This is a genomic window from Helicobacter sp. 13S00477-4 (assembly GCF_002272785.1).
In the GTDB taxonomy this organism is placed as follows: domain Bacteria; phylum Campylobacterota; class Campylobacteria; order Campylobacterales; family Helicobacteraceae; genus Helicobacter_J.
This window is the reverse complement of sequence record NZ_MLAS01000012.1, coordinates 1-19,105: the sequence shown is the minus strand read 5'-3', so window position 1 is coordinate 19,105 and position 19,105 is coordinate 1. Positions and strand designations below refer to the sequence as shown.

The 19,105-nt window shown below is 32.1% G+C and carries 24 protein-coding genes; 9 read left to right on the top strand and 15 right to left on the bottom strand.

Annotated elements, in window-relative coordinates:
• Positions 1-2: 2 nt before the first annotated feature.
• The 5 genes from flgA to BKH44_RS06650 are packed head-to-tail and all read left to right on the top strand — an operon-like array spanning position 3 to position 2,908.
• A complete protein-coding gene (gene flgA, locus BKH44_RS06670) occupies positions 3-674 on the top strand; it encodes a flagellar basal body P-ring formation chaperone FlgA (protein WP_180674137.1) in 672 nt (223 codons plus the stop codon).
• On the top strand, positions 671-1,246 hold the full coding sequence (locus tag BKH44_RS06665; RefSeq protein WP_095271545.1) for a UbiX family flavin prenyltransferase: 576 nt from the start codon (positions 671-673) through the stop codon (positions 1,244-1,246). Before flgA ends, BKH44_RS06665 begins: the two co-directional genes overlap by 4 nt.
• Positions 1,243-1,734, top strand: coding sequence for a pantetheine-phosphate adenylyltransferase (coaD, locus tag BKH44_RS06660; protein ID WP_095271673.1), 492 nt, complete (start codon positions 1,243-1,245; stop codon positions 1,732-1,734). Before BKH44_RS06665 ends, coaD begins: the two co-directional genes overlap by 4 nt.
• Positions 1,719-2,327, top strand: coding sequence for a dTMP kinase (gene tmk, locus BKH44_RS06655; protein WP_095271543.1), 609 nt, complete (start codon positions 1,719-1,721; stop codon positions 2,325-2,327). Before coaD ends, tmk begins: the two co-directional genes overlap by 16 nt.
• Positions 2,324-2,908, top strand: a complete 585-nt coding sequence (locus BKH44_RS06650; RefSeq protein WP_095271540.1) for a ComF family protein — start codon at positions 2,324-2,326, stop codon at positions 2,906-2,908. Before tmk ends, BKH44_RS06650 begins: the two co-directional genes overlap by 4 nt.
• Here the strand turns inward: BKH44_RS06650 and BKH44_RS06645 are convergent.
• The 9 genes from BKH44_RS06645 to BKH44_RS06605 are packed head-to-tail and all read right to left on the bottom strand — an operon-like array spanning position 2,905 to position 9,924.
• Positions 2,905-3,750, bottom strand: coding sequence for a hypothetical protein (locus BKH44_RS06645; RefSeq protein ID WP_095271537.1), 846 nt, complete (start codon positions 3,748-3,750; stop codon positions 2,905-2,907). The two genes, BKH44_RS06650 and BKH44_RS06645, sit on opposite strands and share 4 nt — an antisense overlap.
• On the bottom strand, positions 3,740-3,949 hold the full coding sequence (locus tag BKH44_RS06640) for a DUF5408 family protein (protein ID WP_095271534.1): 210 nt from the start codon (positions 3,947-3,949) through the stop codon (positions 3,740-3,742). Before BKH44_RS06640 ends, BKH44_RS06645 begins: the two co-directional genes overlap by 11 nt.
• Before the next feature lie 3 nt (positions 3,950-3,952).
• Positions 3,953-4,786 (bottom strand): metal ABC transporter permease, encoded by an 834-nt coding sequence (locus tag BKH44_RS06635; RefSeq protein ID WP_095271532.1) that lies wholly within the window; start codon positions 4,784-4,786, stop codon positions 3,953-3,955.
• An 11-nt stretch (positions 4,787-4,797) separates the two neighbouring features.
• Positions 4,798-6,153 (bottom strand): FAD-dependent oxidoreductase, encoded by a 1,356-nt coding sequence (locus BKH44_RS06630; RefSeq protein WP_095271529.1) that lies wholly within the window; start codon positions 6,151-6,153, stop codon positions 4,798-4,800.
• A gap of 2 nt (positions 6,154-6,155) precedes the next feature.
• Positions 6,156-6,893, bottom strand: a complete 738-nt coding sequence (locus BKH44_RS06625) for an ATP-binding cassette domain-containing protein (protein ID WP_257842615.1) — start codon at positions 6,891-6,893, stop codon at positions 6,156-6,158.
• Positions 6,890-7,729, bottom strand: coding sequence for a zinc ABC transporter substrate-binding protein (locus BKH44_RS06620; protein WP_180674136.1), 840 nt, complete (start codon positions 7,727-7,729; stop codon positions 6,890-6,892). Before BKH44_RS06620 ends, BKH44_RS06625 begins: the two co-directional genes overlap by 4 nt.
• Positions 7,729-9,093 carry an SH3 domain-containing C40 family peptidase gene (locus BKH44_RS06615; RefSeq protein ID WP_257842614.1) on the bottom strand — a complete coding sequence of 455 codons (1,365 nt, stop codon included), beginning with the start codon at positions 9,091-9,093 and terminating at the stop codon, positions 7,729-7,731. Before BKH44_RS06615 ends, BKH44_RS06620 begins: the two co-directional genes overlap by 1 nt.
• Positions 9,090-9,446, bottom strand: a complete 357-nt coding sequence (locus BKH44_RS06610) for an arsenate reductase family protein (protein WP_095271523.1) — start codon at positions 9,444-9,446, stop codon at positions 9,090-9,092. The genes BKH44_RS06615 and BKH44_RS06610 overlap by 4 nt, the downstream gene beginning before the upstream one ends.
• Positions 9,447-9,465: 19 nt before the next feature.
• Positions 9,466-9,924: a low molecular weight protein-tyrosine-phosphatase gene (locus tag BKH44_RS06605; protein WP_095271520.1), complete on the bottom strand. Its 459-nt coding sequence runs from the start codon at positions 9,922-9,924 to the stop codon at positions 9,466-9,468.
• Between the two features lie 95 nt (positions 9,925-10,019).
• On the opposite strand from BKH44_RS06605, the gene BKH44_RS06600 reads away from it, so the two are divergent.
• Complete coding sequence (locus BKH44_RS06600) at positions 10,020-11,183, top strand: metallophosphoesterase (RefSeq protein WP_095271517.1); 1,164 nt, start codon at positions 10,020-10,022, stop codon at positions 11,181-11,183.
• 38 nt (positions 11,184-11,221) lie between these two features.
• Here the strand turns inward: BKH44_RS06600 and hisS are convergent, their stop codons facing one another.
• A complete protein-coding gene (hisS, locus tag BKH44_RS06595; RefSeq protein WP_095271515.1) occupies positions 11,222-12,544 on the bottom strand; it encodes a histidine--tRNA ligase in 1,323 nt (440 codons plus the stop codon).
• A gap of 88 nt (positions 12,545-12,632) precedes the next feature.
• On the opposite strand from hisS, the gene waaF reads away from it, so the two are divergent.
• Positions 12,633-13,661 carry a lipopolysaccharide heptosyltransferase II gene (gene waaF / locus BKH44_RS06590; RefSeq protein ID WP_095271512.1) on the top strand — a complete coding sequence of 343 codons (1,029 nt, stop codon included), beginning with the start codon at positions 12,633-12,635 and terminating at the stop codon, positions 13,659-13,661.
• Entirely contained in the window at positions 13,651-14,238 is a 588-nt protein-coding gene (locus BKH44_RS06585) for a flavin reductase family protein (protein ID WP_095271509.1), read from the top strand. Before waaF ends, BKH44_RS06585 begins: the two co-directional genes overlap by 11 nt.
• Here BKH44_RS06585 and BKH44_RS06580 read toward each other — a convergent pair.
• Genes BKH44_RS06580 through BKH44_RS06565 form a run of 4 tightly spaced genes read right to left on the bottom strand, consistent with a single transcriptional unit; the run spans position 14,233 to position 17,419 of the window.
• Entirely contained in the window at positions 14,233-14,688 is a 456-nt protein-coding gene (locus BKH44_RS06580; protein ID WP_095271507.1) for a hypothetical protein, read from the bottom strand. The genes BKH44_RS06585 and BKH44_RS06580 overlap by 6 nt on opposite strands.
• A 48-nt stretch (positions 14,689-14,736) precedes the next feature.
• Positions 14,737-15,528 (bottom strand): TerB family tellurite resistance protein, encoded by a 792-nt coding sequence (locus tag BKH44_RS06575; protein WP_095271504.1) that lies wholly within the window; start codon positions 15,526-15,528, stop codon positions 14,737-14,739.
• Positions 15,529-15,538: 10 nt separating this feature from the next.
• The gene (locus BKH44_RS06570; protein WP_095271501.1) at positions 15,539-15,850 is read right to left on the bottom strand and encodes a hypothetical protein; all 312 of its coding nucleotides are present in this window, start codon (positions 15,848-15,850) and stop codon (positions 15,539-15,541) included.
• Between the two features lie 39 nt (positions 15,851-15,889).
• Complete coding sequence (locus tag BKH44_RS06565; protein ID WP_095271499.1) at positions 15,890-17,419, bottom strand: DUF5644 domain-containing protein; 1,530 nt, start codon at positions 17,417-17,419, stop codon at positions 15,890-15,892.
• Positions 17,420-17,727: 308 nt separating this feature from the next.
• On the opposite strand from BKH44_RS06565, the gene BKH44_RS06560 reads away from it, so the two are divergent.
• Positions 17,728-17,940 (top strand): hypothetical protein, encoded by a 213-nt coding sequence (locus BKH44_RS06560; RefSeq protein ID WP_095271496.1) that lies wholly within the window; start codon positions 17,728-17,730, stop codon positions 17,938-17,940.
• A 159-nt stretch (positions 17,941-18,099) separates the two neighbouring features.
• On the opposite strand, the gene BKH44_RS06555 is transcribed toward BKH44_RS06560, so the two are convergent.
• Positions 18,100-18,492, bottom strand: a complete 393-nt coding sequence (locus tag BKH44_RS06555) for a DoxX family protein (RefSeq protein WP_095271495.1) — start codon at positions 18,490-18,492, stop codon at positions 18,100-18,102.
• Positions 18,493-19,105 lie beyond the last annotated feature (613 nt).

The following is a 19,105-nucleotide window of genomic DNA, read 5'->3' as shown; positions in this document are numbered from 1 at the left end:
GAATGTTAAGGTTATTTTTATTTTTATTACTATCTTCATATTTATGGGCTTCAAATAATATTGATCAAATCAAAAACTATATACAAAATGCCTATGAAAAACAATATAAAAATTACAATATCCATATCACAAACATTTCTTTATCAATCCCTGCAAATATACCTCTGCAAGATTATAAAATCATATCCATTGATATGGATTCAAAATCTTTGAATAAAAAATCTGCTAATATCTTCTTAAATGCAACCTTAAATAACACTATTTTAAAAATCCCTCTACAATACGAAATACAAGCTACTATTGATGTGTATAAATCAACTTCAACCATCAAAAAATATCAAAATATAACCGATGCCAATACAATCAAAACACAAATCCCTCTAGAAAGGATTGCCCAACTCCCAATCATTAAAGACCAAATCAATCATATCAGTGCCAAATCCTATACCCCACCTAATAGCATCATCACATCAGATAAAATACAATCAAAAATCCTTATTTACAAAGATAATCGCTTTGTAGGTATTATTAAAAATAATCATATCAATATAGAAACTACCCTAATTGCAAAAGAAAATGGCTCAAAAAATCAAATCATTAATGCCATAAATCCTGACACAAAAAAAGTCATTCGGGTTAAAATCATTGATGAAAATAAAGGAGAAATATTATGAAAATGATAGTGGGCATTAGTGGTGCAAGTGGTGTTAATCTAGCCATACAATTCATTAAATCTATCCCAAAAGAAATAGAACTCTTTGTCATCCTCTCTGAAAGTGCAAAAATTGTCTCTCAAAAAGAAATTGAGAGCGAATTAGAAACAGCTCTTGATATGATCATAAAAACAGGCCGGAAACTATCGCTTTTTGATGAGGATGAAATCGATGCAAATATTTCTTCAGGAAGCTTTGGTGTCGACTTAATGGCAGTAATACCAACAAGTATGAACATGCTCGCAAAAATCTCTTGCGGTATGGCTGATGAGTTAATTTCAAGATGTGCAGGCGTGATGATAAAAGAACACAAAAAACTTTTACTTGCCCCAAGAGAATTACCTCTCTCAAGCATAGCATTAGAAAATATGCTTAAACTTTCAAATTTAGGAGTCATTATTGCACCTGCGATAATGGGTTACTATGCCAAAATAACCGATCTTACCTCAATGGAAAATTTCTTGATAGGTAAATGGCTAGACGTTTTAGGAATACCCAATGAACTTTACCCAAAATGGGGACAAAAAAAATGAAGAAAATTGCTATCTATCCAGGCACTTTCGATCCACTCACTAATGGACATTTTGACATCATCAAACGTAGCACAGAACTATTTGACAATGTCATCATTGCTATTGCTAAATCAAGCTCAAAAAATCCTATGTTTTCTCTCCAAACTAGAAAAAAAATGGTAGAACTAGCCACAAAAAATATTCCAAATGTCGAATGTGTATGTTTTGATAATCTGCTAGCAGATTTCGCCAAAGACAATGGTGCAAAAATTATTATTAGAGGATTAAGGGTTGTAAGTGATTTTGAATACGAACTACAAATGGGTTATGCTAATGCCTCTTTAAATGATGAACTTGACACCATTTATTTTATGCCAACTTTAAAAAACGCTTTTATTAGCTCTTCTATCGTCCGAAGTATTTTAGAACATAATGGTAAAGTCTCTCATTTAATACCCAAACCTGTCTATAAATACATCATTAAGGAGCAAAAATGTATATTTCATTAGAAGGCATTGATACCTCTGGGAAATCAACCCAAATCAACCTCCTAAAAAATGCTTACCCCCAAGCAATTTTTACAAAAGAGCCTGGGGGTAGTCTTATTGGGATGCAGATACGAGAAATGATCTTGAAAGAAAATCAAAAAGATACAAACAAAATCCCTAATGCTATGGATTCAAAAACTGAATTTTTATTATTCTTAGCTGATAGAGCTGAACATACTGCAAAAATCATTCTACCCAATCAAGATAAGCTCATCATTTCTGACAGGAGCCTTATTTCTGGTATTGCCTATTCAAAAGGAATAGAAATACCTCAAGCCATAGAATTAAACCTTTTTGCTACAGGTGGGATTGTGCCTGATTTGGTTATCATGCTAGAGATTGATACCAAAGAACTCCAAACCCGCCTCAATAAAAAATCCAATGATATTATCGAAAAAAGAGGAATTGCATATCTATTAGATGTACAAAAAAAAATAAAATCTATGACAGAAAAAATAAAATCTCTTGGTTGTGAATTACACTTCATAGATGCCTCCAAAGATAAAGAAGTCATCCATACGCAAATAAAACAAATCATAGATTCTAAGCTATGAAATGCGTGATTTGTGGGAAATTTTATTGGAATCCTATTTGTAAAAAATGCCTTCAAGAAATCAAAATCACCCCTTCAACCCGTATCATTGAAGGAATAGCTGTTTACAGTTTTTATCGTTATAGTGATATTTCTATACTCATAAGTAGCAAATACTCTGTTTTTGGAAGCAGGATACTAAAAATACTTGCTAAAAAAGCAAGCAAATATTTCTTTGACTCTCAAAAAGAAAATATAAATCTTTGGAAAGAAATAGAGCTTTGGGGTGTAGGGATTGATGATTGTGTAAGAAGCTACTATTCACACACTGGAGTCATCCTTAAAGAATTTTGTCAATATGGTATCAAACCTTCCTATGGAAAACTCTATGCAAAAAATATAGTGCGATATGCAGGCAAACCTCTTGAGTACCGACAAAAAAATCCTAGAGGATTTATCTATAAAGATAAAAAAATCAAACATACCTTTATCCTTGATGACATCATCACAACAGGCACAACGATAAAAGAAGCAAAAAATATCATACAAAAAACTGGTTCATCAGTTATTTTTGCAATCACACTTTGTGATGCTAAACATTAAAATGCATAACCAATTTCTACACCATAAGTTATCGTATTATTCTTAGGTTCAAGCCAATAACCCTGTATAACACCACTTTTATAAGCAGGTTTTTTATTTGAATCTCCAATACTCCAATAATCTAAAGTACCTTGAATAAAAAATATATTCTTTTTTGAAATAAAAACTTCTGCCCCAAAACTGACTCTTGCACCACTTCCATTGTTTTGAGTAAAATGTAAATCATTATCAAACCCAATTTTTTTGAATGCACTTTTATTGTTTCCTAAAAGCAATGCACGCAATTCAGCATCAAGTTTTAATCGGATTTTATTATTTACCCATACCTTAACCCTACCTCCAAAAGGCATATATAAATAAGATTGCTCTCTTGAATAAGCACCTAGCCCTAAAGCGATATTATTAAGATAACGATAACCCATCCCTGTATATAAAACCAACCATTCATCAATACCATTCCCAATGATTAATCCCAAACGATAAACTCCACCCAAATAATAATCATTTGATTTATATTTCACAGGAATATTTTTCCTACTCCCATCAGGATTGGTTAAGACAAGGCTTCCATGATATATATTTTGACCTATATCGGTAGCATAATAAATTTCAAGATCAGATTTTATCAAAGGATTGAATTTAATACCCCCCATAGCACTCACTGTAAACATAGGACCACTCACAGTCATTACTTTTGGTTCTGTATAAGAATAATATTGCATTCCTGCTTTGAGATTTCCATAAGGTTCTAATCTTAAGGATAGATCTGGGAAAGAATCATTTTGAGCATACAAAACCCCGCCAAAGAAAAATAAACAAAAAAATTTGAATTTATTTTTCAATTTTTCCTTCCAATATTTTTATCTTATCCTCTAAATGGTGTATTTCTTTACTCATTTTTGCAGTTGCAGTGATTTGATTGAGTAAAACATAAATATTTATCATCACTAGAAAAATAGCAAACATGCCAATAAAAATAACAATTTTCATTGCCCTCCTAGCAACTTGCAAAGACAAATCTAGTGGCTTAGTTTTCTCCATTATTTACCTTTGATTATTTTTAAAAATCCCAAAATTATAAAATATATTTTTAAATACAATGGCAATCCCCATACACAATACAGATACTATCACAATACAAGCACCAATACTTAAATCATAAATATAAGAAATAAAAAATCCTATCCACATAAAAATCAAAGACAATACCCAAGAAAAAACCATCTGAAACCTCAAAGAAGATACAAACATCGTAGCAATATAAGCTGGTATAGATAAAATTGATAATACCAAAATAAGACCCGCTACATTCATGCTCATCACTACACCAATAGAAACCAATACAAAAATCACAATATTAAAAATCACAATATTGATTTTCTTAAGCTTACAAAACTCACTATCATAAAAAATACTCAAAAGTTCACGATAATAAACCCCCACAAAAACCAATAAAACAATATCAAAAACTCCAATACTGATAATATCATTTGGAGCAACAGCAATAATAGAACCAAATAAATAGCTCGTAATATCACTGCCATATCCCGGAGTCAAATCAATCAAAACAATCCCTATAGCCATACCCATTGCCCAACTTGCAGCAATAAAAGTATCAATCCTGTTCTTGAACTTGATAGTAGCATAAACCATCAGTAATGCCATTAAAATCCCCGAAAGAGAAGCTCCTAAAGTAGTATTGAATCCGAAATACAAAGCAACGCCTACTCCACCAAATGCACTATGGGCAACACCTCCAGCCAAAAAAACTGTCTTATTAGAAACAATAATTGAGCCAATAATGCCAGCACAAATGCTGATTAAAAATGAAGCGATGAGTGCATTTTGAACAAACGAATAAGATAAAAATTCACCCATTCAAATCGTCTTTATAGACTATCTAACTCTTCAGGTGAAAGATCTTGATAAAATCTCTCTAAATCAAACTTCCCACCCAAATAAGTAACAATCTCTTGAGCATCGACTAAAGCATTTTGTAAACAACTCGTTGCACCAGGCGATGGTGTCATATTAAATGTAATGGCTTTATTGGTAGCTATTTTTTTCTCTCCAAGCTCAAGTTTTCTCTTGGTGCGATCTAATACTTGAGGTCTGACTTCTCCAAAACCATCTGCATATTGGAGGTCTTTTAACCTTAAAGAAGGAATGATTTTTTGAGCATCTTTCAAAAACTTCCTTTTACCAACATAGGGTAATTCAAACACTATATTTTTGAAAACATAATCACGAATTTCTTTATCAGAAAATAGATCAAAAGCAATTTTAAATACTTCTTTATTCAAATCCATTTTAAATAAATCTAAACTAATACCACCAAGCCAATGTTTATTACGTTCTAATTTTGGCATAGTCAGTGCCGTAGGTCCAATACGTGTTTTACCTTTGATGACTACATCAGGATCACCATGCACAGCCGCAAATGGGAGTTTTGGATTTTGCACTGTATAAACTTTGCCTCTCAACAAATCAGGCACAAAATAAAAACTACCTGCAACAGGCAAACAACCTAAATCCATCCCATAACCCATTGACTGTGCTAATGGCAAGGAATAAGATCCAGCATTAACCAAAACAAACTTTGCATACACCTCATCTCCATTTTGAGATATGACAGCATAACCACCAGATCGAGGTTCTATTTTTTTCACACGAAAATTTAAAAACACTTCATTGTTAGGATTGATTTTTTTAGCTTCTTGGACAAAATTTTCACTCAACAAACCAAAATTCATCGCACACCAATCTTTTTGAAAACCAGATCCTAAAACATTCTCAAACCTATCATTCCCACTAGAATCTAAGATAACTCTAGGTTCAAGTTCCTTGATTTTATTTTTATCAAAAAATTCCAAATTTGGAAAAATTTCCTTAAAATCTTCGTATCGTTTTTTCATAAACTCACATTCTTCTTCACCCACACCTATAGCCATTTTTTGATTCTCAAAAATGATTTTATTTTGGAGGTTTTTATTCAAAGCATAATGCCTAACTTTATAAGCTGAGAGCTTAACTTTTTTCGCTTTTTCTACCGTATAATTTGTTTCAATAGAACCATCATGGATTGTTTGAGAGTTTGCCTTTGGGCTTGAACTCACTTTCGCAAGCCCATCACATTTCTCTATGATAGCTATTCTCTTAATATCACTATACTCACTCAAAGCATAAAAAGCTGCACAGCCTGAAACACCCCCTCCAATAACGACAACATCAAATTCATTTTGCATTTTTACTCCTCAAGAATTGCAAATCTATCAAGCAAATCAACTTCACATAGATGTCCATTTGTATCTAAATCCAAATTTGGAAGTTTATGCACAATCACTTCTTTATTTACATAAAGAACCCTTGAAGCATATCCCAAAAGTATAGATATATCATGGCTTATTACAATTATAGTATGAATGGTATTAAAAGTTTTTAATATTTTATAAATTTCATCCTGCGTTTTGACATCAATACTAGAAGTAGGTTCATCTAAAATAACTAATTTTGGATCTCCACAAAGTGCTCTAGCTATTAAGACTCTCTGTCTTTGACCTCCTGAAAGATCAGAAATCCTTTTATAAGCTAAATGTTTTATTCCTAATTTCTCAAGCATTTCAAAAGCAAGCAATGTTTCTTTTTTTCCCACCCTGCATCCAAAAATATTTCGCTTCAAAAAACCCATTTTCACAATATCAATAGCCTGTATTGGAAAATCACTATTTATACCAGTATCTTGTGGTACGTATCCAACCAAACTCTGTGAACAAAAATTAACGGGATTGGGATAAAAAATATCCCCAGAATTAGGCTTTAACAAACCAAGTAAAATCTTTATCAAGGTGGTTTTACCTCCACCATTTGGACCAATGATAGCTAAAAAATCTTTTTCATTGACAGAAAAACTAACATTTTCTAAAACATATTCAGAAGTATATCGATAGCATAAATCCCTACATTCAAAGAGCATAATTCCATTCACTCAACATTACCTTGTGAAGCAATCATTTTACAAATATGCAAAATATTATCTTTCCAATCTGCCCTCAAAGGATCTAAAGTTAGGATTTTCAAATGAAGTTCATTAGCAAAAGCCTTGATCCTATCTTTTGAAAATTCAGGCTGCACATATGCCACTTTAATGTCTTTTTTCAAAATGACATCCCTTAGACCAATCATTTGTTTGAGTTTTATAGGTTTACCATCGTTTTCAAGGGCAATTTCTTCAAGTCCATATTCCTTAGCCAAATATCCAAATGCTGGATGATAAACAACAAAAGATTTTTGAGCATTTGGTTTTGAAAAAATACCTTTAATTTGGGAATCTAAAGCATTGATTTCTTTTAAAAACTCTTCTAAATTTGCCTGATAAAATGATTTCCTTAAAGGACGGATATTAGAAAGCGTTTCATAAATCTTTTCTGCTTGAACCTTAGCCAAAGCAACTGAAAGCCAAATATGAGGATCGTGCTTATGCTTAAATTGGTTGGATTGATCTTGTTTTTTTATGCCAATTTCGGATAAATCAACAAATTCCATCAAAGGATTTGCAGAAATAAAACGTGGTTTCCAAGCTTTTTCAAAATCCATCCCAACACCAAAATATACTGAGGCATTCTTTATCATTTTCATCTGAGAAATCAATGGTTCATAAGTCTCAGGACTTCTACCATCAGGAACCATAGAACTCACATCAACATCTATACCCCCTATTTTTTCTACCAAATATATCTGGGGGATAACACTCACAACAACATTTATTTTACCCTGTGCACAAACAAAACTCACAAATAATACACAAAACAATAAATATCTCATCATTTCTCTTCTGCAGAATCTATTTTTGAAGCATAATTATACAAATCAGACATACCTAAAACCCTATCAATCAACATTTTTGATTTTGAAAAAATACCATTTTTTTCTTTGCCAACCCAAAGAGTAGTGATGACAACCCCACCAAGTATATTTTCTTGTTTTGAAAATAATGTTGAAGTCGAAATACTCCAAGCACTATGTGCAACAATAGCCTTGCCTTCATAAGTTCCAATATAAAGCATTATATGTCCCTTGAGCCATAAAATAGTTGCAAAAGGTGTTGCGTGTTCAATGATATATTTTTCTTTCTCTTTAGCACTATAATGACTCAAATCAACCATATTGTCTGCATATTTAGCCTGTGCAGCAGAATTTCTAGGCAATAAAATACCAAAATTGGCAAATGAATCTCTTGTAAAAGCCGAACAATCTCTATTCTCAAGAGACCCTCCCCAACCATACCTTTGCCCCACCATTGCATTAATAATATCAGCCATTGAAGAAACATCCATCTTTTTAGGGAATACACTAAAATCTAAACCTTCTATGTTCGCAGGAATAATGACCGCATAGCCATCAATATTTTTTCTATAAGTATAAACTTCTTTAGGAGCATTTTTAACTTTTTTATCTTTTTGGGTTTTATTTTTTTCTTTTGGTTTGAGTGCAAAAATCTCTCCAATACGAGCTTCTGTTAAAAAATCACCCTTATGAGTATATAAAGGTATCTTATCCTTATCTGGCACAACATAATTTTTCAATGACAATAAATAATCAATATCTTTTTGATGTATATATGCAATATCATTTATCCTAACCCAGCCATATACAAAACTACTTTGTATATGTGCCCACTGCTTGGTTTTATCATAATGAGTGATCAAAACAGGGGTTCCTTGAAATATCAAAGAATTTTGCCATCTATCAAAAGGATAACCACTTGGCGAACTATATCTAGGTTTGTCAGTAGGCACTGCCCGCACACTTGTATCTGAAGTAATGATGGCTTTAATAGCCACACTAGGATAGTTTTGTATATCCATATCTTCATAAATAGCTTTTGTGTATTCAAGTGAATTTTTTTTCAAATTTTCACCATAACCAGGATTTTTTAGCAAGGAAGGTGCGACCCAAAATACATCATCTTTATTTTGATTGACTTGCATTGTCGTCCAAGGAGAATACCAAGTTTTCAAATAATCTTTTTTCAAGTCCTCAAGTGCCTTTGATGGCAAACTAATATTTTCTCCTTGTTGGATATAAAAATTTGCATCTTGAGGCATTGATAAATCTGCTAAAGGAGTATTTTTACTTGCACATCCAGCAGCAAGCAATAACAAAAAAACTAAAAAAGTTGCTTTCAATTTTCACTCCTCACAAAATAAGTTTTATATTCTTCCTCATTAAAGCCTATCAAGATTTGATTATTTTTAAGATTATCAATAATGGGTCGTTTAAGCAATAAAGGATTTTTATGGCATAAGTCTATTTTATCAGATAAATCCAAATCCATATTTTTCAAACCTAGATTCTTATATGTAGCCCCTTTTGAATTCAGAACAATTTCAATCCCTTTGAGTTCCACCCATTTTTGTATATCAATTTTTGCTGGGGCATTCATTTTAAGATCAATAAAATCATAAACAATCCCCCTTTGATCCATAAATTTCCTTGCCTTTTGCACACTCCCACAATTTTTTATTCCAAATAATAGCATTAATAACCACTCCTATTTTTTAATTAATATTGGATTTGAAATAATGATTGAGTAGATTTTTGACACCATTATCAATCATATCATATACATACTCAAATCCATCTGTATCTTTATAATGATAAGGATCAGGTATATCAGCATTATTAAGTCCAAATTTTCCTAATTTGTGAACTTTTGATTTATCAAATCCCATCTCAAGCAAAGCAGATACATTCCCTCTATCCAACCCAATCAAAAGATCAAACATATCATCACTATACACACTTACCTTACGACTCCTAAAACCAGTGATATCAATACAATGTTTTTTAGCAACCTGAATTGAACCCTTACAAGGTGGCTCACCATTATGCCAACCTGAAATACCCGCTGAATCAGTTTGAAAAATGATATTGAATTTTGCAGCATAAAATTTAGCAATCCCTTCTGCCAAAGGAGAACGGCAAATATTGCCCAAACATACAAATAAAATTTTCATCTTACAAAATTCCTTAAACTCTAATAAAATCCAAATTTTCATCGCATATTTTTATATAATACAAAAATTATCTAAATATACAATCAAGGATTATAATGGAAGACACTCCTCACATTGCCCAAATGCAAACTTATCTGTTCCCATTTTTGGCTTCAATAATATTTTTAATCTTTCATTTGATTATTTATCGTAGTTTATTTGCTCATTTGAGTGATTCAAAAATAACAAAAAATATTTTCAAAATTTTAACCTTTTTGAACTTCATTGCAACACTTATTTATATGTTTTCAAGGCACCATATCCTTTTCCCACAATGGTTATTTTTTATACTTTCTATATCAATAGGAATCGCATTCATATTTTTTATAGCTACCATCCTTTATTATTTTTTCACACTTTTTATTTTATTTCTTGATAAAAACAAAAGGAAAATATATTCCCTTCTACTTAAAAAAACCATTATTGTCTTGACTCTTTTTTATATCATTTATGGGATTTACAATGTCCAAACTCCTCCTATCTTACAAAAAGTTTCTATCCCTATATCTAATCTAAAAATCCCTTTAAAAATTATTCAACTCAGTGATATACATATTGGAGGATTGATTGGGCAAAAACGCGTAAAACAATTTGTCCAAATTGCAAATGCACAAAATCCTGACATAATAGTCCTTACTGGAGATATAATAGATACAAATTTAAACAATGCAAAAAATGCCCTCAAGGAACTAGCCAATCTCAAATCAAAGTTTGGTATTTATTATGTACTTGGCAATCACGAATACCTCTATGATACCAATAATATCATCCAATATCTAAAAAATATAGGGTTCAATACCCTTATCAATCAAAACACACTGATTTCCATAGACAATGACCCTATTATCAATATTGCAGGTGTTGCAGATCTGATGGGAAATCGTATGGGATACCTCCAGCCTGATTTCAAAAAAGCATTGGAAGGTATTGATAAAAAAATCCCTACTATACTGCTTTCTCATCAACCAAAAATCATAAAGTACTTGAAAGAAAAATCTCCTGATGCAATACTGACAGGACATACACATGGTGGACAAATATTCCCTTTCTCCCTAGCAGTATTGCTAGAGCAACCCTATTTAATGGGACTCCATCAAATCAACTCTAATAGTTTCTTATATATCAATCAAGGGACAGGTTTCTGGGGACCCCCAATGAGAATAGGAACACATTCAGAAATCACTATCATCAATCTGGTGCCTAAAAATACACTTCACTAAACTGATATAAACAAGAGGTAAAAACCAAATATATTAAGTTATTCTTTTATAATTTCTAAAGCCTTAAGGAAACTAAGCTGCTGAAGTTGCATACCTGAAGTCATATTTTTGAGTGTGATAGTATTGCTTTTGTATTCATCTTCGCCAATAACAATAGCAAACTCATGTCCTTTGCTATCTGCATAACTGAATTGTTTTTTTAATTTATTTACTTCTGGATAAACCTCTGTAAATACCATACTCCGACGAAAAGATTCTGCGAGCTTATGGGCAAAGCCAAAAAAAGCACTATCCATACAAATGATTAAAACTCTCGCACTCGTAGATCTTCCACTCAATAACCCCAATTCTTCAAGCCCAGCTAAAAGTCTATCTATACCTATAGAAGCCCCTACCCCACTCATATTTTGTTTTGAAAAAGTTCGTGTCAAGTTATCATACCTACCACCTGAACACACACTCCCTAGATTCTTCAGACGATTCAAAACTGTTTCATAAACAATCCCTGTATAATAGCCCAAACCCCTTGCAATCGCAAAATTTATCCGATAGGTATCTGTATCCATTTGCAAGTCCGAAAGTATTTCATAAAGAGATTCAAGCTCTGTAATACCTTTTTTAAGTTCTTCGTTCCAATTTTTAAGTGGTGCTACCTCGCAAAAAAATTCATCTGCTGCACCGATCTGTTTGATGCTAATTGCTTCAATCAAACCTTCGACTTTTTTTTCACTAATACAAAGCTCTTTTTTCAACTCAATACAAACACCATCTTTGCCTATTTTATCAAGCTTGTCTATGATCCTCAAAGCAATTTCAACACCTTTCTTATCGACAATGCCAAAATATTTACAAATACCATTGAGTATCTCACGATGATTGAGCCAAACTGTAAACTCTTCAATCCCTAAAGTCGCCATAGAAGCATAAATAACCTGCACAATCTCAGCATCACACGCAATTGAATCACTCCCTATAAAATCAAAATCACATTGAGTAAACTCTCTGTATCTACCCCTCTGAGCCCTCTCTCCACGAAAAACATTCCCAATCACATATCGTTTGAAAGGCAACTCGACTTCATTATGATATTGAGAAATAAATCTCGCCAGAGGAACAGTCTGATCAAAACGCAAAGCAACATCCCTACCACCATGATCCTTAAAACGATAGAGTTCTTTTTGTATCTCTTCACTCCCCTGCCTTACTAAAATATCTGCATATTCAATGTGTGGAGTTTCAATCGGCACAAAACCAAAACTTTCAAAAACTCTAGAGACTTTTGATAATAATTTTGATTTTGCCATTGCCTCTTTAGGTAACCTATCTCTAAACCCACTCAAAGTCCTAGGAACAACTAACATACGCAAGTTTCTCCAAATTTTTAATCTTGTTTGAATTTTATCCTCTTTTGTGTAAAATTCAGTTTAATTTAATAAAATGAGGTATTTGATGAAAATCCTACTGCGTCTACCAAACTGGATAGGTGATGCTGTAATGGCAAGTGCTACTTTTGAATTACTCAAAAGTCATTTCCCCAAAGCTTCATTCACGCTCATAGGACCACAAGCTGTTTGTGGACTTTTTCAAAGAGATACTGCTGTTTCTTTCTGCTTCATTGATGAAACTAAAAAATCAAAAAATAGACTTTTATCGACCTATAAACTCGCAAAAAAAATCACTAAACACGACATAGCTATCACTTTCACAAACAGTATTTATTCTGCGATTTTATTATTTTTTACCAAAACCCCTTTGAGGATTGGCTATAAAAAAAACTTCCGTTCATTTTTCCTCACCCATCCCATCAAGCCACAATCACAAATCCATCAAGTCCTATCATACGCATGCCTTTTACAGCCTATACTCAAAAAAAATACAGATGAAATCATTGCCCAAACTCCAACTCTTAAATTAATCTACTTATTACCCAAATCTTTAAACAAAAACAAAATAAGAATAGGTATTAACCCAGGTGCAGCATTTGGAAGTGCAAAAAGATGGTTAAAAGAATATTTTGCACAAATCATTTCATACTTTATTCAAAAAGATTTTGAAGTTATTTTATTTGGAAATCAATCAGACTTAGAAGCTTCAAAAGATATTATCAAAACAACAACACAACTCTCTCCTCAAAAATCCCTGAAAAATATCACTAACCTGACAGGAAAGACAAATATTATATCTTTGATAGACACTATTAGCACCCTAGATCTATTCATCACAAATGATAGTGGTCCAATGCACATAGCCACAGCAATCCGTATTCCACTCATAGCAATGTTTGGTCCGACAAATGACCAAGAGACTTCACCCTGGAAACACCCTCAAGCCATCATATTAAACAAAAAACTCCAATGTGCTCCTTGCAAAAAAAGAACCTGTCCACTCAAACATCACCATTGCATGGAATACATCCTGCCAAATGAAGTCATAGAAAAAGCCAATCAAATTTTAACAAGGAAAAAATATGCAAATTGATTTCAACCAATCTTCACCGCTAGTCAAATATAAAATCCTGAGCAATTCTATCACTCCAAGACCTATTGCTTGGACAGTTACTACAAGCAAAAATGGCGTGGTCAATCTAGCACCCTTTAGTTTTTTTGCCCCTATCAGTTCTGATCCAATTGTTTTTTCCCTATGCCTCACACCCAAAAGCGATGGCAGACCCAAAGACACGCTCAAAAATATCACTGATACAGAAAAAGCAATGATTTGTATGTGTGAAGAAAAAAACTTAAAGTTTATGAATCAATCAGCCACAGAACTCGAATACGACACAAGCGAAGCAACCAAATTCCAAATTGAACTAGAAATCATAAATTCTAACTATCCACCCATCATCAAAGGAACAAATATTGCCTTTATGTGTAAACTTTATGATTTGCCCTCCATTGGAAAAAATTCTCAAACCATTTTCCTTGAAGCCTCAAATTGTTTTATAGATGATAAAATATATCGTCAAGATTTAAATTTTACCCTACAAAATATTGGAAGGGTGGGGAAATACTACCAACTCTCTAGCAACCTTATAGACCCTAAAAGTCTTTTATAAATTCATTATATTGCCATTAATTCCATCAATAACCTCAAGCTTTTGAGTAACTTTACTTATCAAATCACGCATTTCTAAACTCAACTGATTATTTTTACTTATACTCTCAAACACCTCAAAATCAAGCTTGGCACTCTCTTTTGTAAGAAAATCAATCGCTATCATATCATTGTTATTGATAATATTTTTATCTTTAAGCATCTTTGCCATAGCTAAAAAAGAACGAGCATCTTTCAAACCTCCAGCAATCTTGTCCCTAACATCAACCATATGAGAATAATCATCTGTTAATACAAAAATATCCTTAATATCAACAGTATTCAAATCATCATATAATGAATCATCAAGGACAGGAGTTGTTTTTGCTACAAAGCCTTTAGAAAGAATATTTTGATGATAAAGGCTAGAAAATATATCTTTCAAGCCATCTTGATGATTATTGATTTGCACTCAAATCACTCCTTGGAAATATTCCAAAAAGAAGCAAAAATTATGCCATTATTGTTCTTTTTTTGCTCCAAGCAAAATCTGATAAGCAAAATCAATTTCACGCATTTTTTCAAAGCAAAGCACAAAGCTTTTATTCAAGTTTTTTACATCAAAAATATTTTGTTTGCATTCTATAATCAAATTTTTGAATTTCAAATCCAAATCTTCTTCCTTAAACTCTCCTTGTAAATCAAAAAGACCTAAAGCTTCATCATAAGATATTTTTATCTCTTTGGCATTTTGAGCTTCAAAATCATCATAAATCTTATTAAAATCTTCATTGCTCAGCTCCAAAAATGCAGCTATATCAATGATATTTTCTTTTTCCTCACTTTCAAGCTTCCCATCTCCATAAGCAAACCCAAACAAAAATTCAATGAATTTCAAACGTTTTTTATATTCCCCATAAGTAGCCTGCAACAAACCTTTGCACAATCCTTCTAAATCAGAGTCATCTTGTTGCTTGTAGATTTCAAAAAGGCTTTCTTTTGCATTTTCAACACCTTGCATTTGAACCTGCATATCTTCAAATAAACCTTCAATCAAAGTATTTTGTAAAGATGTCTTTTTGTCCACATTTATCTTTGAAATAATCATAGTCATCAGACCAAATTCTGTTTTCTTCAGTTTGTCCAAAGGACTTATCTGCACATAAGGGTCTTTGGATAAATCGTACTCTTCAACTACAGGCTTGATATTTTTTTTAGATTCCACTGCAATAGGGTTCTTAAGATATTCTTGCAATGTAATATAAAGATAATACACAACGACTCCTGCCAATATTAATAAAACAATTTCCATATCCTTCCTTTTAATAGTTTTTGAATTTATGGTGCAGTTCTCTTCTTTTCCTCTCTTCGCGTTCCTTATTTGCCTTATATAACTGAAGCTGTTCTTCTTTTTGTTTAGTTTCCAAAGCCAAACGACGTTCGCGTTTTTTTCTAATCTGCTGGATATAATCCTCTCTCTTTTCAGGGGATTGAAAATCAATAGGCTTGAGAAGCAATACACACAATAAAAACACAAATAGCACCAAAGCGACGATACTAGAATTATCCCCGCCTATATAATACCAAATATAACCAATCAGTGCAGCCAACAAGACCTTTAAAAACACTTTCATTCTAAATCAACCTCATTACAATAAATCAAGCAATTTTGATTATATAAAATTTACTTTATTTTTATGCAAATGCAAACCAATTTTTTTAGGATCCTTCTCTCCCATAGCAAGCAAAACAAGTTCAGGCAAAAATAGCACAGGTGTAGCATCAAAATCTCTTTTATAATACCTGGAAGATTTTTTTGACCAAGTATCAAACATTTCAAACTGCCCAGTCGATAAAGTCAGCAAAAAATCAACCCCCAAATCAATAGCACCATAACGAATCTCTGCAGATTGCAAAAGTGCAGATTCCTCGCTGACTTCAAACAGATGAGCATAAGATTCATTTTGGATGCTCCCCTCATATCGCTTCAAAGTCATTCTTTTAAAAAAATCCTTATAGCAAATCTTATCAATCTGTGATGTCAAAGACCCGCCAAACATCAAAGTGCTAAATCCATTAAATTGTTGGGAAAATTTTAATTTTATATCATTGACAATCATCTCATTGAGATATCTTATTTCAACGGTATTATCATAACACAGATCATAATCTTTGAGTTTCTGATTGATTTTTTCTAATACATCACTATTTGAATCAATGATTTTCTTAGCATATAAAATATTCGCATAGGCATCTTCATCGCACAATAAAAAAATACTTTTGTATCTGTGTGCAAGAGCCATATTATACGCATTAGCAAATAAAAATTTTTCCTCATCGCAAAATCTCCCCCAATATCCTCCATCAAAACAAAATTCCAAACTCAAAGTCTTCAGCCCCAGCTTTTCAAACATTGCTCTTACGCTAAAAATCAAAGGCTTATAATTAATTTTTTTTTCATAGCCATCAAAAATAGCGTAAACAATACCCTCTTGAGGCTTCCCTATGATAGGTTTTTGAAATTGATATTTTTCATTGATCTTTGAGGTAAAATTGAGCCATTTATTACCTTTTATGGGACATCTAGATCCATTTGTAAACATTTTTTGGATTTCAAATATTTCTTTGTCTATTTGCCGACTTTTTGGATACACAAAATCAGCCACACTGACAAAATTCATCACTCCATTCTTAACATCGCCTATACTTTCAAGCAATCTTTTTGCCTGCTGTGGATGACGTTTTAATAACCATTTTATATATAGAAAAAAACCATCTCCATAATATTCAGGATTCTTTTGGGGTGAAATAAAATTAATATTGATAAATTTAGTCAACTCAGTTTTTTCATCCGAACTCAAAAAATCTCCACTTTCCAAAAATCGATGATAAAAACCCAAAACAGCTTCCCTATCAATCAACAAATCTTTAAAAGCATATCGTATAGAAAGGGGTTCTAAAACCCATTCTTGACCAAACTCTTTCACTAAATCAATGATCTTGATATCATCAAAAACGGCTATATTGTTAATCTTCAAAGCAATATTCCTGTGATATTCAAAATCTTTCAAAGGGAGCGATTGTAAAACCCCTGAAAGCATATCATCATCAAAATATTCTATGACGCATTTTTCATAGCAAGGGTTATAATCTTTTTGTGCATCAAACCTAAAGACACTCAATTCAACTTTCCAGCTACTCATTTTATAAATCCTTGATAAAAAATTTCAAGTTTTTTTAGATTTTTTTCATTTTACCATAAAAATAAAATCTTTCTATTTAAGCCATAAGTATGAAATTATCCTATTTATATTTTATTTATATTTCATCTAATGCGGACAAATCCAAACTAATAAAGTATTTGAGATAAAACACCCTACCATTAAATTTTATTAATTTTTTAGAAAATTTTTATAAATATTTTTTTATAATTAAGGATTTTATCTGATTTCATTTTCATTGACAACAATATATATAATAATAAAAATAAAAACCAAAAAGGAGTATTGAAATGATTATCACTTATAGAGTGCAAGCAGAGGTGCAAAAAAGTTTTAAAGGTGATGAAATAGCATTAAAAAAATGGGCAATGGCAAGACTCAGAGAAGCTCTTGAAGAAACCGATATTGATGATCCAGACTTTGAAGTCGAATACGAAGATTACGAAATTATGGATATGGGTGATGATCATATTGAAAAAAGCAATGACTATAAAACATTTTAATGAGCCCAATTATGTCTAATGGTTTCTAAATCATAAATAAAGCAATGAGTATTTTATCCCTTCCTTTAAAATCTTTCATCAATTCCAAACTCCTTAAAAAGGTTTTCTCTTTTCAAGAAGCTTGATTTTTTTAATCATAGTTCCTACAGATTCCAAACATCACTTACCTTTTTTAATATCCAGAGCAAAACGACCACTATCCAAAAAGAAAATAGACAAAGCACCAAAAAGATAAAGCCCTTGTAGCTCAAAATTCCATCCACCACTTTGATTGAGTGTAAAAATATCCCCTCCACTCACTGCAAACATTGCCACAATCATTGTAAATACAACCAAAATAGCAGCCACTTTCACGCGAAAACCCAAAATAATCATCAGAGGTGCTAAAATCTCACCCAGATATACACCATAAGCAACAAAACTAGGTAAACCCATACTACCTATCAAGCCCTCAACCCCACCAATACCATGGATTACCTTATATACCCCATGAAACAACATCAACACACCAATATTGAATCTCAATATCAATTTTCCAATATCTGCAAACATTTTCTATCCTTTATTCAGTATATTTTAAGCAAGAATTATACTGATTAATATCATAAAATGCGATATAAATTATAGATGAGTTTATCATTTCATATTGTCAATCATAACACACGACCAAAACTCATTGTGTTGACAAATAACAACAGAGATACAACAATGGATTTTGGAATTAGGATATTTTTATTGCAATTTAGTAGAGTATTTTGATATGATAATACTTAGCTAAGATTAAAATAAATTCAAAAGCTGTTGCAAAAACATAAAGGGAATGGATTTCCTCCCCGAATAAGGATCTCCAAGTTTATAATGATTGATTTCAAAATGTTTTATTGCTAATTGTCAAAGGTTCTCAAATTTTTTCAACATCAAATACGAAGGGTATTAACGGAAAATCCATTCCCTTTATGTTTTTTTTTGCTTAAGACTATTTTATCATTCACCTCCTAATGTTTATTCCATCTGTTTTTTTTACAATTCATCTTTTACCTTCACCCCCTTCAACACAGCTTTTTTGCTTTTATCCCCTGATAAGATTTGAGTGATTTGATCTGCAGTGCTTTGATTCTTCATTGCACCTTCCTTAGTCTTAAACCCACCTAAGAGATAATAATGA

Bases quoted from the DNA above. Each gene is read 5' to 3' on its own strand.
- flgA (WP_180674137.1), top strand. From the start codon at position 3: ATGTTAAGGTTATTTTTATTTTTATTACTATCTTCATATTTATGGGCT.
- BKH44_RS06665 (WP_095271545.1), top strand. From the start codon at position 671: ATGAAAATGATAGTGGGCATTAGTGGTGCAAGTGGTGTTAATCTAGCC.
- coaD (WP_095271673.1), top strand. From the start codon at position 1,243: ATGAAGAAAATTGCTATCTATCCAGGCACTTTCGATCCACTCACTAAT.
- tmk (WP_095271543.1), top strand. From the start codon at position 1,719: ATGTATATTTCATTAGAAGGCATTGATACCTCTGGGAAATCAACCCAA.
- BKH44_RS06650 (WP_095271540.1), top strand. From the start codon at position 2,324: ATGAAATGCGTGATTTGTGGGAAATTTTATTGGAATCCTATTTGTAAA.
- BKH44_RS06640 (WP_095271534.1), bottom strand. From the start codon at position 3,949: ATGGAGAAAACTAAGCCACTAGATTTGTCTTTGCAAGTTGCTAGGAGG.
- BKH44_RS06635 (WP_095271532.1), bottom strand. From the start codon at position 4,786: ATGGGTGAATTTTTATCTTATTCGTTTGTTCAAAATGCACTCATCGCT.
- BKH44_RS06630 (WP_095271529.1), bottom strand. From the start codon at position 6,153: ATGCAAAATGAATTTGATGTTGTCGTTATTGGAGGGGGTGTTTCAGGC.
- BKH44_RS06620 (WP_180674136.1), bottom strand. From the start codon at position 7,729: ATGAGATATTTATTGTTTTGTGTATTATTTGTGAGTTTTGTTTGTGCA.
- BKH44_RS06610 (WP_095271523.1), bottom strand. From the start codon at position 9,446: ATGCTATTATTTGGAATAAAAAATTGTGGGAGTGTGCAAAAGGCAAGG.
- BKH44_RS06605 (WP_095271520.1), bottom strand. From the start codon at position 9,924: ATGAAAATTTTATTTGTATGTTTGGGCAATATTTGCCGTTCTCCTTTG.
- BKH44_RS06600 (WP_095271517.1), top strand. From the start codon at position 10,020: ATGGAAGACACTCCTCACATTGCCCAAATGCAAACTTATCTGTTCCCA.
- hisS (WP_095271515.1), bottom strand. From the start codon at position 12,544: ATGTTAGTTGTTCCTAGGACTTTGAGTGGGTTTAGAGATAGGTTACCT.
- waaF (WP_095271512.1), top strand. From the start codon at position 12,633: ATGAAAATCCTACTGCGTCTACCAAACTGGATAGGTGATGCTGTAATG.
- BKH44_RS06585 (WP_095271509.1), top strand. From the start codon at position 13,651: ATGCAAATTGATTTCAACCAATCTTCACCGCTAGTCAAATATAAAATC.
- BKH44_RS06575 (WP_095271504.1), bottom strand. From the start codon at position 15,528: ATGGAAATTGTTTTATTAATATTGGCAGGAGTCGTTGTGTATTATCTT.
- BKH44_RS06570 (WP_095271501.1), bottom strand. From the start codon at position 15,850: ATGAAAGTGTTTTTAAAGGTCTTGTTGGCTGCACTGATTGGTTATATT.
- BKH44_RS06565 (WP_095271499.1), bottom strand. From the start codon at position 17,419: ATGAGTAGCTGGAAAGTTGAATTGAGTGTCTTTAGGTTTGATGCACAA.
- BKH44_RS06560 (WP_095271496.1), top strand. From the start codon at position 17,728: ATGATTATCACTTATAGAGTGCAAGCAGAGGTGCAAAAAAGTTTTAAA.
- BKH44_RS06555 (WP_095271495.1), bottom strand. From the start codon at position 18,492: ATGTTTGCAGATATTGGAAAATTGATATTGAGATTCAATATTGGTGTG.